A 14,819-nucleotide genomic window follows, 5' to 3' on the forward strand; every position below is an offset into this window, starting at 1 on the left:
TCATCCGACGGAGCCGGTCTGCAGGAAGGCCAGGAGATCGGCGTTGATCGTGTCGGCGTGTGTGGTGGGCATGCCGTGCGGGAAGTCCTTGTACGTCTTGAGGGTTCCGTTCTGCAGCAGTTCCGCGGACTTCGGGCCGGAGGCGACGTAGGGGACGATCTGATCGTCCTCGCTGTGCATCACCAGCACAGGCACGGTGATCTTCTGGAGGTCTTCGGTGAAATCGGTCTGGGAGAAGGCGACGATCCCGTCGAAGTGAGCCTTCGCTCCGCCCATCATGCCCTGACGCCACCAGTTGGCGATGACGGCCTCCGAGGGCTCCGCGCCCGGCCGGTTGTAGCCGTAGAAGGGGCCCGACGGCAGGGCGCGATAGAAGTCGGAACGGCTCGCCGCCAGCTGCGCTTGGAGGTCGTCGAACACCTCCTTGGGCAGACCTTCCGGATTCGTGTCCGTCTTCACCATCAGGGGCGGGACTGCGGCTATGAGCACCGCCGCGGCGGCGCGGTCCTCACCGTGGCGCGCGAGGTAGTGCACCACTTCGCCGCCTCCGGTGGAGTGGCCGACGTGGATCGCATCCGACAGGTCGAGGTGGTTCACCAGCGCGGCGAGGTCGTCGGCGTAGTGGTCCATGTCGTGGCCGTCGTCGACCTGCGTGGACCGGCCGTGGCCGCGCCGATCGTGGGCGACCACCCGGTAGCCGTGCTGCAGGAAGAACAGCATCTGGGTGTCCCAGTCGTCCGCTGACAGTGGCCAGCCGTGACTGAAGACGATCGGCTGCCCGCTGCCCCAGTCCTTGTAGAAGAGTTCGATACCGTCAGTGGTGGTGATGGTGGGCACGAGCGGTCTCCTGTCGGCGGGTGTCAATCCTGCTGTGGCGGAGCGTAGCCATCGCCGGGCGACCTGCCTTGACTGTGCGTGCACGGCAGTTTCCCGACTGTGCGGCCCCCTCGAGTGTATGGACCCGGTCACAGCACGGAAGATGTTTGAAGCTTCAACTGTTATGTGGGGTGAAGCCACCGCGACCCGCGAGGAACGGGCCCGGCGTCGTACGACAACGGAGGAAACACCATGACTGACTTCACCGGCAAGGTCGCACTCGTGACGGGCGCCGGATCGGGCATCGGGCGGGCGGTCGCGCTGCGGCTCGCGAAGGACGGCGCGAAGGTGGTCCTCGGCGACATCAATCTCGAAGCGGCGCAGTCCGTTGCCGACGAGATCACCGCAGCGGGCGGTACCGCCACCGCTGTCGCGCAGGACACGTCCAAGCCCGCCGACCACGAGGCCGCCGTGGCGAAGGCCGTCGACACCTACGGTGGCCTGCACCTCGCGGTCAACAACGCCGGTATCGGTTTGAGCCCCGGCCCGATCGGGGAACTCGACGTCGACAAGTGGCGCACTCTCATGTCGATCAACAGCGACGGCGTGGTCTTCGGCATGAAGTACCAGATTCCCGCGATGCTGGCGGCTGGCGGCGAGGGAACCTCCATTGTCAACATGTCCTCCGTGCACGGCAACGTCGCCACCGACTCGCCCGGCTCCGCGTACACCGCGTCCAAGCATGCCGTGATCGGCATGACCAAGGCGGCCGCAGTCGAGTACGGCGAGGCCGGGATCCGGGTCAACGCGGTGCAGCCGGGCGTCATCGCCACGCCGCTCACCGAGATGCCCGACGACGCTCGTGCGTTCCTCGAGGGCAAGCACGCGATGAAGCGATTCGGTCGTCCCGAGGAGGTCGCCGGGGTCGTGGCGTTCCTGCTCTCCGAGGACGCGTCCTTCGTCACCGGCGCCGGCTATCTCGTCGACGGCGGATACACCGCGCTCTGAATCTCCGGAAATCCACGACGGCGCCGCTCCCCAGGAGCGGCGCCGTCGTGTTCGGCCGATTCCGCCAAACCGCAGATCCGGGTTCCCGTACGGGCAGATAATGCCGGGAGCCGATCGTGATCAGCGGGAACGGAGCGGTGGGATGGTTTACGACGTCGTCGTCAAGAATGGCCGGTGGTTCGACGGCGCCGGTTCGCCCTCCGCAACCAGGCACCTCGGCATCCGCGAGGGCGTCGTGGCCGCCGTGTCGGCGGTACCACTCGACGAGGACGGGTGCCCCCGCGTGATCGACGCGGCCGGACAGTGGGTGCTGCCCGGCCTGATCGACATCCACACCCATTACGACGTCGAGATCCTGGAGTCCCCGTCGCTGTCGGAGTCCGTGCGTCACGGCGTCACGTCGGTGTTCCTCGGGTCGTGCTCGCTGTCGACGGTGCATGCCGGCCCGTCCGACGCCGGCGACCTGTTCGCGCGGGTCGAGGCGATCCCGCGACGGCACGTCGTCGGGGCCCTGGCGAAGGCGAAGGCCTGGACGTCCGCGCAGGACTATGTCGACGCGCTCGAGGCGCTGCCTCTCGGCCCGAACGTCGCGGCCTTCATCGGGCACTCCGACATGCGGGCCGCGCAGATGGGGCTCGACCGGGCCACTCGAAAGGACGTGCACCCCAGCGAGTTCGAGATCGCGAGCATGGCAGCCATGCTCACCGAGGCCCTCGATGCCGGATTCGTGGGGATGTCGACGCAGCAGTTGCTGTTCGACAAGCTCGACGGCGACACGTGCCGGTCACGGACCCTGCCGTCCACCTATGCGACGTCGCGGGAACGGAAGAGACTCAACGACATTCTCCGTCGACGGGGCCGAGCGCTGCAGGCCGGACCTGATCTGACGAGTCCCGTGAGTCTGGCGAGCCTCATCCTGGGCAGTGTGGGGCTGGGGCGGCCGACGCTCAGGACGAGCCTGCTGTCGGCCGCCGACATCAAGTCGAATCCGTACACCATCCGCATCCTCGGGCCGATCGCGGCACTGGTGGGCCGGCTCCGCGGAAACCTGCGGTGGCAGCACCTGCCGGTGCCGTTCGAGGTGTACGCGGACGGCATCGATCTCGTGGTGTTCGAGGAGTTCGGCTCCGGGGCCGCGGCGCTGCACCTGTCCGACGAGGTGGAGCGGAACACCCTGCTGCAGGACGAGGCGTACCGGCGTCGGTTCCGCAAGGACTACGACCAGAGGTTCGGGATCAAGGTGTGGCACCGCGACTTCTTCGACGCCGAGATCGTCTCGTGCCCTGACGAATCGGTGATCGGCAAGACGTTCGGACAGGTGGGTGTCGAGCGCGGCGGCGTGCATCCCGTCGACGCTTTCCTGGACCTGGTCGTGCAACACGGGGCGAAGGTCCGCTGGCGTACGACGATCTCGGGTCACCGCCCCGAGGTCCTCGACATGCTCGCCCGGACTCCCGGTGTGCAACTTGGCTTCTCGGATGCGGGTGCGCACCTGCGGAACATGGCGTTCTACAACTTCGGCCTCCGGTTCCTGCGGCGCGTGCGCGACTCCGAGAGGGTGGGCCGGCCGTCGGTGACGCTGGAGCAGGCTGTGCACCGGCTGACGGGGGAACTCGCCGACTGGTACGGCATCGACGCCGGGCATCTGCGTGAGGGCGACCGGGCCGACCTGGTGGTGATCGACCCGGCGCACCTCGACGACAGCCTCGACGCGTACGCCGAGTGCCCGATGCCCGAGTTCGACAACCTCTCGCGGATGGTGAACCGCAACGACGAGGCGGTGCGGGCCGTCCTGATCGGTGGCGAGTACGTGTTCGGCGACGGCAGCGCCGCTCCGGTGCTGGGCACTCGCCGGACCGGACGATTCCTGCGGGCGGGGGATCGCGCCGCGGCCGGGCGAGTCGCCGTCCCGGACCTCAGTCCGTCGGCCGGACCACGCGGAGGCCGTACTCGTAGGTCGTGAGGTAGGCGTCGACGGCGGGACTGCGGACGACTTTGTCGGCCGGAATCGTGATGAGGAGGGCGTAGAGCCCGACGAGGAACGACACACTGTTGTGCATCACGTCCACGTCGGCCGGAATCTCCCCGCGCTCCTGCGCACGCCGGAACTCCTCGACGACGGCGACGATGACCGGATACTTTCCCCACTCCTCCGAGGGCGGCCGTGTTGTGGAGAAGTGCAGGGCGAGAAAGTCCTTGAAGAGGTTTCTGCCGAGTCGCCGCTCCATTTTCTCGAGGAGTCGCACGACCTCGCCGAGCGTGTCGCGGACGGTGTGGGGGCGACGGAAGAAGCGGTTCAGTTCGGCCGTGATGCGTTCCTGTTCGCGTGTCTCCAACTCGATCAGGACATGTTCCTTGGTGGGGAAGTGGAAGAAGAAGGTGCCGTGCGCGACGCCTGCGGCCGAGACGATCGCTGCCGTGTCCGCAGCGGCCAGGCCGCCGCGTTTGAACTCCGCGATGGCGGCGCCGAGCAGGCGCTCCCGGGTCTGGAGTCCCTTCGGGCTGCGCACAGCCGGTTCCGATTTCCGCACGCTCACGTCCTTGCCGTCGATTGTGGTGACGCCGATTCTACGGGGTGCACACAACTGACTCGACTCAGAAAAATCCTTCCCATGTGAGCGATGGCGCGTTATCGTTCGGATGCCGGCGGGCTTGAATCTCTGGCAAATTTGCGGATCAGGGCCGGATTCGTCTTCCGGTATGACGCAAGCGTGCATTTCCAGGAATTGACTCGGGTCAGACGTGGAAGGTGGGGCATGCAGGTTCTGGAGGAAGCTCGCGATCTGCCGAGCGCAGGAAACGTCAAGGCGCAATGGGTGAGCATGTGGATCGGCCCGGTGGTCGGCGCGGTGCTACTCGTCGCCGCCGTTGCGTTCCCCGGTTTCCGGCCGCCGATGTCGCCGACCATGTCGGCCGACGAGGTCGCGTCCTTCTACCTCGACAACACTGCCTGGATTCGGTTCAGTCAGGTGACGTTCAACCTCTGCGGCATCATGATCCTGCCGTTCTTCATGGTGATCGTCGTTCAGATGAAGCGGATGAGGAACCAGACCCACGTCTTCGCGTACTGCTATCTCACCGCGGCCGTCAGCGGTGCCACCATCTTCGCGCTGTCCAACATCTTCTTCCTGGTGGCGGCCTTTCGTCCGGATCGCGATCCGGAACTGGTGATGCTGCTCAACGACCTCGCCTGGATCGTCCTCGTCGCGCCGGTCGGGATGGTGGTGAGTCAGTTCGTGTTGCTGGCGTTGGCGATTCACTTCGACGACGCCACCGATCCGGTCTTCCCCCGGTGGGTGGGTCACTTCTCCCTGGTGACCGCAGTCCTCATGGTGCCCGCCGCAGGGGCGTCGGTGTTCCAGAACGGTCCCCTGGCGTGGGACGGCTTCCTCTCGTTCTGGGTTCGCAACTGCGCGTTCGCGGTGTTCCTGGTGGTGATGTTCTTCGTCCTGCGGCGCGCCCTCCTCCGGCAGGCCGCCGACGAGGGCGTGATCTCAGCGGGGCGAGCGCAGCCGCGGGGGACGTCGCGGTGAGTGTCCTGATCCGCGACGGTGCTACGGGCGACGTGGATCCGCCCCGCGGTGGCGGGCGCGACATCCGGCTGGTGACGTGGTTCTTTCCGGCCTGGTACGCCGTGTTCGGCGTGATCATCTGCGTTCTCACCAGGGTGACACCTCCGCCGCGGCCGGACGTGACGACCGCCGGCAAGGTGGCGTTCTTCGACGCGCACGGACTGACGATCCAAATCGGGTTCAGCCTGCTGTTGATCCTGCTCGGTGGCGCGGCGATCACCAACGGGCTGGTGATGTACCACATGAAGCGCATGTCGGTCGGTTCCGTGTTCGCCTACGGGTACATCGGAGGCATGGCCGTCGGCGCACTGCCCGGTTTCCTCCTCGTCGGGGTGTGCTTCCTGACGGCCACCTTTCGGACCGACCGCGACCCGGAACTCGTGGGCCTGCTCTACGACCTCGGCATGCTTTCCTACAACGGGTCGCTGGGCTGTTTCACGGCCGCCTATCTCGTTCTCGCGCTGGCGATTCTGTACGACAGGAACGAGATCTTCCCGAAATGGTTCGCCTACGTGACGATCTGGCAGATCGTCACCGAGATCATTGCCACCCAGATGTTCGTATTCGATTCGGGACCGTTCGCGTGGAACGGCTCGATCGCGCTCTGGTGGGCAGTCGTCGTGTTCTCGGTGTGGCTGTGTGCCCTGATCGCGCTCCTGCGGCGGGCGGCGCAGGACGGGGTCGCCGACGACGAAGCGTTGGGCCGACGACGGGAGAGGAATCCATGACCCGATCCGACGTCCGACCGGCCCAGATGGCGACGGACCGGAGAAGCCACCTGCCCGGCGACATCCACATGTGGGTGATGGTCCTCGGTGATCTGGTGATCTTCACCGGCTACTTCGTCGTCTACATGATCTACCGGGCGATGAACCCGGAGGAGTTCCTGGCGGCGCAGCAGCATCTCGACATCGATCTCGGCGTGCTCAACACCGTGACCCTCCTGACCAGTTCGTGGTTCGTCGCGCGCGCAGTTCTGGAGACCCGGCGCGGCAGGCACGATCACGCGCGGCGCTTCGTCCTCGCCTGCGCCGCGCTCGGTCTGCTGTTCATGGCGGTCAAGGGGTACGAGTGGTATGTGAAGATCTACGCCGGATACACCGGTTCCGACATGTTCTTCTCGTTCTACTACGTGCTGACCGGCGTCCACCTGGTGCACGTGTTCATCGGTCTGATCGTGCTCGGAGTCCTGGAACGGGAGCTTCGCGGCACCGGTCGTCGACGTGAGTCGATGGTCGAGACAGGCGCGGTCTACTGGCACATGGTCGACCTGCTCTGGGTGGTCATCTTCGCTCTTCTCTACGTGATGAGGTGATCGTGACCACAGCGAACAAGACCCTTCGCGCCGCGTCGGCACGGACCGTGACCGTGGCCTGGCTGGTGCTCGTGGCGCTCACGCTCGGGGCGTGGTGGCTGGCGCCTGCCCACGTCGCGGGCGACGTGCAGGCCAGCACTCCGATCACCGTCATGGTCCTGGCGCTGGCATTCGTGAAGTCCCGCATGATCATTCGGTACTTCATGGAGGTGCGTACCGCACCCGGATGGCTGCGGGTCGCCACCGACGTCTGGCTGGTGGTGCTCGTCGTGGTCGTTCTGACGATCTACCTCTGGTGAGAACGGCACGGCGACGACGACGTGCGCTACGGCGAATCGCGCCGCCGGATGACGGCGACCGCGTCTCGAAGCCGAGGATCGGGATCGCATTCGGCGTTCCGGAGGGCCGTGCGGTGCCGGCCCCGCTGGTCGTCGGTGAGATTCGCGTCCGCGAGCACGAACAGCGCGTGCCGTCTCACGGCAGCCCACCGGGAATCGAGTCCGTCGAGAACGGAGGCGATCTCGTCTGGGCGGATCTCGCAGAAGCCGCTGCCCGGTGACAACCGCTCGCAGACCGGTTCGTGCAGATCCGGCGCCGCGGTCAGTGCCGCGTCGAGCGGCCGGTAGTCCAGTGGCGTGGGCACTCCGAGGTCCCGGAACGACGTGTACGGCGCGGAGAGCCCGCGGACCGCGACCTCGCGCGGCAGTCGGTCGAGCAGAGGGACCAGCAGATCCATTCGGTCCAGGCGGGCGAGTGCGGCGGCGGCCCAGGCGCGATCGGCCTCGCCGAGTCGCCGATTGCCGACCACCGCCGCCAGAGCGGTGATCACATCGGGCGAGCTGTCGCCGAGTTCGCCGAGCAGCTTCGCCCACCGCCACTTCTCGCGGGCCGTCGTCAGGTGGGCCCGCACTGCGGGTGCAGCGGCAGCGCCCACCTCGCGCAGCCACTCGGTGGCGCGTTCGGAACCAGGAGGCGGCGACACAGGTGCCTCGATGATGCCGATCAGTTCGGCGACCTGTTCGTCGCGGTCCAGGGCGGAGATCCGGTCGATCGCCTGCTGTTCCTCGTCGAGTTCGGGAAAATGCTTGCGCACCTGAGCCTTCGACAGGCACAGCGGAACGAGCTCCCACGCTTCGTCCATCGCGACGGCGACGAACTCGCGTCCGACCACGTCGTCGGCGATCAGGGTGCGGCGAGCCCGTGTGCACGCCCGCACCACGTCCCGCTCGAACCGGCGATGCGCGCGCTCCCAAGCAGCGTCGTCGCCGGCGGTCGCCGCTGCCGTGATCGCCTCGGCGAGTGCGTCGTCGGCGTCGTTCGGGTCCAGCTGCCACGGCCAGTCCGCTGGGCTCCACCGCAATGCCTCGGCATCGAATCGTTCGGTGGTGACGGACGCGAGGGACTCCTCGCTCGCCACCCCGATCATCGGCCAGTAGATGACACCACCGTGTTCCGCGTAGAACTCGTGCACCGCGGCGCCGTAGATCCGGTCGGAGGGATGCTCGGCGCGCACCTGTCGGACGAACTCCACGATCCTGTCGTGCACCACCGCTGCGACGTCCACACGGGTGACTTTAGGCTCCTGCTGTGACACCCGACCTCGAGCAGTTGCGGGCCCTCCTGGGTGCGCCGCCCCGAACGGCAACCCCGCCGCACTGGATCGAGCACGCGGAGGCGGTGCTCGGCCCGCTGCCACCGTCGTACCGGTGGTGGCTCGCCGAGTACGGCAGCGGCGCGGTCGCAGGCGCCCCGATCGCCACGGTCGCGCCGACGGACCACGCCGCCGACTCCGACGCGGTCACCGCCGTTTGGCGCCGCGACGGGAACCGGCTGTGCATCCACCTCGACGACGGCGGCGAGCACCGATTCGCACTGGACCGGCCGAGTGCCGAGGGGGAATGGCCGATCCTGCGCCGCGACCCGTTCGACGGTGAGGAAGACCTGATCGCCGACACCTTCGCCGGTTTCCTCGCCGTGCACGACGCGCTCGCCCGCGGACTGCGGGACGGCCCGAACCCCACGATCGCGCGGCTGTGGCGCACGACACCGGGGTTGCTGCGCCCGGACGGACTGCTGCTGTACGGCCCGCACGAGATCGCGGAGCGGAACGAGACGTTCGAGGTGGCGCAGTACGCGCCCGGATGGACGCTCGTCGGTGACGACAGCGGCGGCCGTGGACTGCTCATGAGGCACCACGGACGGGATCGGCACAGTGTGTACGTCCTCGACCTCGGTGCGCTCGGCGAGGACGTCGCCGAGGACGGTGACCTGCTCACCGACGACCTGATCGGCTGGTTGGCCGCGGTGTGAGCTGCTGCACGTACACCTCGAACGACACCGACAATTCGGGCCCGTGGCGGTACGCTCTCCCGATGCCAACTGTCAGTCCCACCCTCGCCGGGCGGGTCTTCCGCCCGACGAACTACCTCGTTGGCCGCGAGAAGATCCGCGACTTCGCCAAGGCGGTCCGGTCCAGCAACCCGCTGCACGTCGACGTCGACGCCGCGCGTGCCGCCGGCTTCGCCGATGTCGTGGCCCCCACCACCTTCACCTCCGTGATGCAGGGCAAGGCGATCCTGACGATGCTCGAGACGCCGGGCATCGGACTCACCCCGAGCCGCGTCGTGCACGGCTCGGAGAAGATCGAGCACCACCGCCCCATCGTTGCGGGTGACGACCTCTCCACCACACTGACGATCACCGACGTCATCGAGCGCGCGGGCAGCGAGTTCCTCACCGCGGTCTTCGAGATCCGGGACGAGGCGGGTTCGCCGGTCGCCACCATCACCTCCATGCTGCTGCACCGAGGAGAGGACGCATGAGCGCCGCCCCCGCCTTCGTCGGCCTCGAGCTCGGCGCGATCGTCGCCAAGTCCGACCTGACGATCACCCGGGAGGACCTGATCCGGTACGCCGGCGCCTCCGGTGACACGAACCCGATCCACTACAACGACGCGATCGCTGCGGCCGTCGGGCTGCCCGGTGTCCTCGCGCACGGCATGCTCACCGCGGGTCTCGCGTTGCAGGTCGTCGTGGACTGGCTGGTCGATCCGACCGCGGTGGTGTCCTACGAGACCAAGTTCACCCGCCCCGTCGTCGTCGATCCGATCGACGGCGCCGACCTGTCGGTCACGGCGAAGGTCGCGCGGCTCGACGAGGAGGAACGCACCGCCCGCCTCGACGTCACCGTCACCCACGCCGGCAAGACGGTTCTGGGCAAGACGCAGGTGCTCGCGCGCTTTCGCGACTGAGACCGTCAACGGACAGGTTGCGCACCGGGTTTCGACGGGCGCTGTGACGCCGGGGCGTTCGCGTCAGTCGTTGAACGCCTGGTGATCGTGGGATTCGGTGTCGGCCGGATCGCTGTCGGGCCCGTCGTAGCGGCCGGCCTCACGGCGGTCGCGGAGTCGGATCATCGCCCCGAAGACCAGTGCGGCGACAACGGACAGCGCCAGCCAGGTCGACACGATGATCACAGCGAGCACGGTGTCCAGTTTCCACATCTCCCGGTGAGAAAGCCACAACGCCACACGCCGGTGACGGCGCGTGGCGTTGTGGGCGCGGACACGGCCCCGCCACGGTCGCTCGGGACGACCGTGGCGGGACGGGCGCCGGTCAGCGCAGATTCGGGTTGTTGAACTCGGGGATCTCGATCTTGATCGGCCGCAGCTCGCTCACGTAGAGCAGCACGAACTGGCGCAGGAACTCGTCGAACATCCAGGCCGCCTCCGGTGCCAGCGGGACGTTGAGCACCAGTCCCTCGCGGACGGCGACGAACGGTCGCCACGCCGTCTCCAGGAGGGTGCCCCAGACGGGCTCGCGGGGAATGTGCAGCCATTCCGCGACATTGTCGCCGAGCATGTAGCGGGTCAGCGCGCCGAGGATCGGCCGGGTCAGGAGGGTGAAGTCGAGCCCGGCACCGAGGTCGAGCAGCATGTCGGCGAGCTTGATGCCCTCCGCGGTCGGCGCGAGGATCGGATCGAGGGCCTGCTTGGCCTGCGAGTCCGCCTCGGCCCAGGTCGAGGGAATGTACTGGTCCTCGATGCCGAGCATGTGCGCGCTGAGCTGCCACGAGTGCAGGTAGCCCTCGGACTCGACCGGGTCCATCTTCACGCCCCAGCTGCTCAGCATCCGCCAGATCGAGGTCGGCAGGCTGTGCCAGGTGACCATCATGTCGGCCTGGCTGATCGGGATGTCCTCCGGCGCCGCACCGGTCCAGTGCGGCGACTGCGGCAGCAGGTGTCGGACGCCGGCGTGCGCGAGGCGTGTCTTGAGCGAGGTCACGATCATCTCGCCGTCCGCGCGGTATGCGTTGCGGGATCCGATGTCGTAGCCGAGCTTCGCGGTCCTCGCGATGCGGCGCTTCATGTTCGCGCCGCCCTTCGAGTAGTAGACGGCGAGCGCTTCCTTCGGGATGACGGTGCTCATCATGCCGCTGACGAATCCGTACAAGACGCCGAGGTAGAGGCCGCGCTTCTCGTTGAACTGGACTGCCGCCTCGAGCTTGTCGGTGTCGGCCCAGGCAGGCAGCTGGCGGTGCCGCTCGAGGAAGTCGTGAATGTCGGCGGGCAGGCCGTCGGGCAACGGCTGGCCGTTCTTGTTCCAGTTGCGTAGCAGCGCATTGACCTTCGGAGCGTCGCCGCGGTCGAGGATCGAGGCGACCAGCGGATCGGCCTCGGTGTCCCAGACGGTCCGCGGGTCGGCGCCGTTGCCGGTACCGATGACCGAACCCTTCGGCGACCACGTCCACAGGGGCTTCGCCCCCGCAGGCGCCGCCATGGTGAAAGCGCCGAGTGCACCGAGAGTGCCGCCTGCCTTCAAGACGGTGCGCCGATTGAGTTGATCCATGCCGATTTTCCCCTTACGTCGAATGACGATGTCCTCGCGAACCTGATGGCGCAAAGATACAAAGTGCGTATCTTTGTATCTTTGTATCAGCATGTGATCTGCACCACAAGGGGTGGGGATTGGTTGGCTGTGACATCGGGCGGATACCATCAGGCAGCGCTCAGGAGGTGCATGTGGAACCCGCTCCGACCGGCGACGACCCGTCTGCCGCTCGCTCGCTGCTCGAACGTGCGTACGTCGACGCCGTGGAACAGGCCGACGACGCCGACGCGGTACGAACCCGACTGCTCGACGCCGCGTACGAGCAGTTCAGCCGCACCGGCGTCCAGCGGACCTCGATGGAAGAGGTCGCCAAGCGCGCGAACCTGTCCAGGGTCACCCTGTACCGCAGGTTCACGACGAAGGACGATCTCGTCGAGCAGGTCATCCACCGCGAGTTCCGTCGCTACTTCGAGCAGTACATCGTCGACATCACCAGCGCCAAGACGGTCGCCGATCGCATCGTCTTCGGATTCGTCAGCTCGCTGCGCGCGATCGCGGGCAATCCGTTCATCGGCCGGCTCCTGGAATCCGAGCCGAATCTCCTCGGTTCCATCGTCGGCGACGACGGACGCACCTTCGTCGCGGTGCGGGAGTTCGTTGCCGGTCAGCTCCACCTCGAGCAGGAGGCGGGCAACATCACCGCCGACCTCGACGTCGACCTCACCGCCGAACTGATGGTGCGGATCTCCGCCTCGTTCCTCATGGTGCCGAGCCAGATCGTCGACCTTGACGACGACGAGCAGCTGACGCTGATCGCACGCCGGTACCTGGTGCCGATGGTCAGGAACGTCGACCTCGACTGATCGAGCGCGTCCGCGCCGAAAGATGCTGGAACGCAGGGACTTCCCGGATCTCGGGTGACTCAGGCGGGCGTGGCGTCCACGCGGCGCAGCGCCGGGCCGTAGCCGTCGGCGTCATCCTGTGCCAGCCCGGTGTCGGTGACGATGATGTCCACTTCCTGGACCGTCGCGACCCGGGCGAGGGCCCGCTGCCCGAACTTGGAGCTGTCGGCGAGGACCACGGTGCGTGCCGCCGCCGCGATCATCGCCCGCTTCACCGGGATCTCGAGGGTGTTGGTGTTGGTGATGCCCGCGACCGGGTCGAGCGCATCCGCGCCGAGGAAGGTCCAGTCGACGGAATAGTCGGAGAGGAACTCGACGGTCCGTTCGCCGACGAGGGTGAAGACGGAGCCGAGGAGTTCGCCGCCTGCGACGAGCAGTCGCACGTCGGGGAAGGTGGCCGCGAACTTCCCGATCCGCAGGTCGTTGGTGATGACAGTGAGTCCGGCGCGCAGCCGCAGTGCCGCTGCGACCTGATAGGTCGTCGAGCCGCTGTCGAGAATGACGCTGTCGCCGTCGCGGACGAGCCGTGCTGCCTCCTGCGCGATCACCGCCTTCTGCTCCTGATTCTCGTGTTCTTTTACTGCATACGGGATTTCGGAGTGTGCACCGTCGACCGGGCGCGCGCCGCCGTGGGTTCGTTCGGCCTTGCCGAGGCGCGCGAGGGCGTCGAGATCACGCCGGATGGTCGACGCGTCGACCTCGAGTTCCTTGGACAGCGCCTTCGCCTCGACGTAGCCGTCGGCAAGGAGCAGCTCGAGTATTCGGTGTCGTCGGGTGCTCGCGGACAAGCGGTTCCTCCTCGGGCGATGACCGGCTGCTTCGTGGGCGCTGTCCGCCGATCGTAGCCGTTCGTTGCCCACATATTGACAGTCAGACACCCCGTTTGCATGATTACGGGCAATTGGTGCGCGAAAGCGTGCAGGCCTGAGTTCGATGCAGGCACCACCATCCGACCGGAGGATCACAGTGGCACTGAAGCTTGGTTACAAGGCGTCGGCGGAGCAGTTCGGGCCGCGTGAGTTGGTGGAGTTGGCGGTGTTGGCGGAGTCGCGGGGGATGGATTCGGCGACGGTGTCGGATCATTTTCAGCCGTGGCGGCACAAGGGTGGGCATGCGCCGTTTTCTCTTGCGTGGATGACGGCGGTGGGGGAGCGGACGGAGCGGATCGAGTTGGGGACGTCGGTGTTGACGCCGACGTTTCGGTACAACCCGGCGGTGATTGCGCAGGCGTTCGCGACGATGGGGTGTTTGTATCCGGGGCGGGTGATGCTCGGTGTGGGGACGGGTGAGGCGCTCAACGAGATCGCGACGGGGTATTCGGGTGAGTGGCCGGAGTTCAAGGAGCGGTTCGCGCGGTTGCGGGAGTCGGTGCGGTTGATGCGGGAGTTGTGGTCGGGGGATCGGGTTGATTTCGAGGGGGAGTACTACCGGACGGTGGGGGCGTCGATTTATGACGTGCCGGAGGGTGGGATTCCGGTGTATGTCGCGGCGGGTGGTCCGGTGGTGGCCAGGTATGCGGGTCGGGCGGGGGATGGGTTCATCTGTACGTCGGGTAAGGGGATGGATCTGTACACGGAGAAGTTGATGCCGGCGGTGGCGGAGGGTGCGGAGAAGGCGGGCCGTGAGGTGTCGGGGATCGACAGGATGATCGAGATCAAGATCTCGTATGACACCGATCCCGGGTTGGCGTTGGAGAACACCAGGTTTTGGGCGCCGTTGTCGTTGTCGGCGGAGCAGAAGCATTCGATCGAGGATCCGATCGAGATGGAGGCGGCGGCGGATGCGTTGCCGATCGAGCAGGTGGCGAAGCGGTGGATTGTGGCGTCGGATCCGGATGAGGCGGTGGAGCAGGTGAAGGCGTATGTCGATGCGGGGCTCAATCATCTCGTGTTTCATGCGCCGGGTCATGATCAGCGGCGTTTTCTGGAGTTGTTCGAGCGGGATCTGGCGCCGCGGTTGCGTGCGTTGGCTTGACGGCCCTGTGCGCGTTTGTGGTGGTGGGAGCTACCGCAAACGCGCACAGGCGACGAAGTCGCACCAGAGAGGAGGTTCGGAAATGGCAATGGCTCGGATCGGCGCGGCAGTGACGCTGCCCGGCGCGACGGCGGACGCCTGGGAATGGCAACTTCGGGCACGCTGCCGGGGCATGGACAGCGCGATGTTCTTTCACCCCGAAGGCGAGCGCGGACCGACAAGGGCCTGGCGAATTCGCACGGCGAAGGCGCTGTGTGCGCAGTGCCCGGTCATCGAACAGTGCCGACAGCACGCCGTGAGCATCGGTGAGCAGTACGGCATCTGGGGTGGGATGTCGGAATCGGAACGGTACCGGGACGGCCGGCCGGTCGGTCGGATGGCGCGCTGACCGGCTCGTCCGCGG

At 67.0% G+C, this 14,819-nt stretch carries 18 protein-coding genes; 12 read left to right on the top strand and 6 right to left on the bottom strand.

Going from position 1 to position 14,819, the window contains the following annotated elements; all coding sequences use genetic code 11:
- Positions 1-837 (bottom strand): alpha/beta fold hydrolase, encoded by an 837-nt coding sequence (locus ACFSJG_RS02305; protein WP_378483593.1) that lies wholly within the window; start codon positions 835-837, stop codon positions 1-3.
- A 231-nt stretch (positions 838-1,068) separates the two neighbouring features.
- Between ACFSJG_RS02305 and ACFSJG_RS02310 the strand changes: the two genes are divergently transcribed.
- Together ACFSJG_RS02310 and ACFSJG_RS02315 are read left to right on the top strand one after the other, a co-directional pair.
- On the top strand, positions 1,069-1,824 hold the full coding sequence (locus tag ACFSJG_RS02310) for an SDR family NAD(P)-dependent oxidoreductase (protein WP_378483594.1): 756 nt from the start codon (positions 1,069-1,071) through the stop codon (positions 1,822-1,824).
- A 142-nt stretch (positions 1,825-1,966) separates the two neighbouring features.
- Entirely contained in the window at positions 1,967-3,787 is a 1,821-nt protein-coding gene (locus ACFSJG_RS02315; protein WP_378483595.1) for an N-acyl-D-amino-acid deacylase family protein, read from the top strand.
- Here the strand turns inward: ACFSJG_RS02315 and ACFSJG_RS02320 are convergent.
- Complete coding sequence (locus ACFSJG_RS02320; RefSeq protein ID WP_378483596.1) at positions 3,741-4,355, bottom strand: TetR/AcrR family transcriptional regulator; 615 nt, start codon at positions 4,353-4,355, stop codon at positions 3,741-3,743. The genes ACFSJG_RS02315 and ACFSJG_RS02320 overlap by 47 nt on opposite strands.
- A 225-nt stretch (positions 4,356-4,580) precedes the next feature.
- Between ACFSJG_RS02320 and ACFSJG_RS02325 the strand changes: the two genes are divergently transcribed.
- From ACFSJG_RS02325 to ACFSJG_RS02340, 4 genes are read left to right on the top strand one after another with little or no spacing between them, the layout of a single operon-like run.
- Entirely contained in the window at positions 4,581-5,357 is a 777-nt protein-coding gene (locus tag ACFSJG_RS02325) for a hypothetical protein (RefSeq protein WP_378483597.1), read from the top strand.
- Entirely contained in the window at positions 5,354-6,124 is a 771-nt protein-coding gene (locus tag ACFSJG_RS02330; RefSeq protein WP_378483598.1) for a hypothetical protein, read from the top strand. Before ACFSJG_RS02325 ends, ACFSJG_RS02330 begins: the two co-directional genes overlap by 4 nt.
- Entirely contained in the window at positions 6,121-6,711 is a 591-nt protein-coding gene (locus ACFSJG_RS02335) for a cytochrome c oxidase subunit 3 family protein (RefSeq protein ID WP_378483599.1), read from the top strand. The genes ACFSJG_RS02330 and ACFSJG_RS02335 overlap by 4 nt, the downstream gene beginning before the upstream one ends.
- Positions 6,712-6,713: 2 nt before the next feature.
- A complete protein-coding gene (locus ACFSJG_RS02340) occupies positions 6,714-7,010 on the top strand; it encodes a cytochrome C oxidase subunit IV family protein (RefSeq protein WP_378483600.1) in 297 nt (98 codons plus the stop codon).
- Positions 7,011-7,036: 26 nt separating this feature from the next.
- Here ACFSJG_RS02340 and ACFSJG_RS02345 read toward each other — a convergent pair whose 3' ends face one another.
- On the bottom strand, positions 7,037-8,275 hold the full coding sequence (locus tag ACFSJG_RS02345; RefSeq protein ID WP_378483601.1) for a DUF4303 domain-containing protein: 1,239 nt from the start codon (positions 8,273-8,275) through the stop codon (positions 7,037-7,039).
- A 23-nt stretch (positions 8,276-8,298) separates the two neighbouring features.
- Here ACFSJG_RS02345 and ACFSJG_RS02350 point away from each other — a divergent pair, with 23 nt between their 5' ends.
- The 3 genes from ACFSJG_RS02350 (at position 8,299) to ACFSJG_RS02360 (ending at position 9,961) form a co-directional block, all read left to right on the top strand.
- On the top strand, positions 8,299-9,021 hold the full coding sequence (locus ACFSJG_RS02350; protein WP_378483602.1) for an SMI1/KNR4 family protein: 723 nt from the start codon (positions 8,299-8,301) through the stop codon (positions 9,019-9,021).
- A gap of 62 nt (positions 9,022-9,083) precedes the next feature.
- Positions 9,084-9,533 (top strand): FAS1-like dehydratase domain-containing protein, encoded by a 450-nt coding sequence (locus tag ACFSJG_RS02355; RefSeq protein ID WP_378483603.1) that lies wholly within the window; start codon positions 9,084-9,086, stop codon positions 9,531-9,533.
- Complete coding sequence (locus tag ACFSJG_RS02360) at positions 9,530-9,961, top strand: MaoC/PaaZ C-terminal domain-containing protein (RefSeq protein ID WP_378483604.1); 432 nt, start codon at positions 9,530-9,532, stop codon at positions 9,959-9,961. Before ACFSJG_RS02355 ends, ACFSJG_RS02360 begins: the two co-directional genes overlap by 4 nt.
- Before the next feature lie 63 nt (positions 9,962-10,024).
- On the opposite strand, the gene ACFSJG_RS02365 is transcribed toward ACFSJG_RS02360, so the two are convergent.
- Positions 10,025-10,195: a hypothetical protein gene (locus ACFSJG_RS02365; RefSeq protein WP_378483605.1), complete on the bottom strand. Its 171-nt coding sequence runs from the start codon at positions 10,193-10,195 to the stop codon at positions 10,025-10,027.
- 130 nt (positions 10,196-10,325) lie between these two features.
- The gene (locus ACFSJG_RS02370) at positions 10,326-11,558 is read right to left on the bottom strand and encodes an oxygenase MpaB family protein (protein ID WP_378483606.1); all 1,233 of its coding nucleotides are present in this window, start codon (positions 11,556-11,558) and stop codon (positions 10,326-10,328) included.
- A gap of 173 nt (positions 11,559-11,731) precedes the next feature.
- Here ACFSJG_RS02370 and ACFSJG_RS02375 point away from each other — a divergent pair, with 173 nt between their 5' ends.
- Positions 11,732-12,403 (top strand): TetR/AcrR family transcriptional regulator, encoded by a 672-nt coding sequence (locus ACFSJG_RS02375; protein WP_378483607.1) that lies wholly within the window; start codon positions 11,732-11,734, stop codon positions 12,401-12,403.
- A gap of 59 nt (positions 12,404-12,462) precedes the next feature.
- On the opposite strand, the gene ACFSJG_RS02380 is transcribed toward ACFSJG_RS02375, so the two are convergent.
- The gene (locus tag ACFSJG_RS02380) at positions 12,463-13,230 is read right to left on the bottom strand and encodes a DeoR/GlpR family DNA-binding transcription regulator (protein ID WP_378483608.1); all 768 of its coding nucleotides are present in this window, start codon (positions 13,228-13,230) and stop codon (positions 12,463-12,465) included.
- A 172-nt stretch (positions 13,231-13,402) separates the two neighbouring features.
- Between ACFSJG_RS02380 and fgd the strand changes: the two genes are divergently transcribed.
- Positions 13,403-14,416, top strand: coding sequence for a glucose-6-phosphate dehydrogenase (coenzyme-F420) (gene fgd / locus ACFSJG_RS02385; protein WP_378483645.1), 1,014 nt, complete (start codon positions 13,403-13,405; stop codon positions 14,414-14,416).
- Positions 14,417-14,498: 82 nt separating this feature from the next.
- Positions 14,499-14,804: a WhiB family transcriptional regulator gene (locus tag ACFSJG_RS02390; RefSeq protein ID WP_378483609.1), complete on the top strand. Its 306-nt coding sequence runs from the start codon at positions 14,499-14,501 to the stop codon at positions 14,802-14,804.
- Positions 14,805-14,819 lie beyond the last annotated feature (15 nt).

Origin of the sequence: Rhodococcus gannanensis (assembly GCF_042681175.1) — a bacterium.
GTDB lineage: Bacteria > Actinomycetota > Actinomycetes > Mycobacteriales > Mycobacteriaceae > Rhodococcus_G > Rhodococcus_G gannanensis.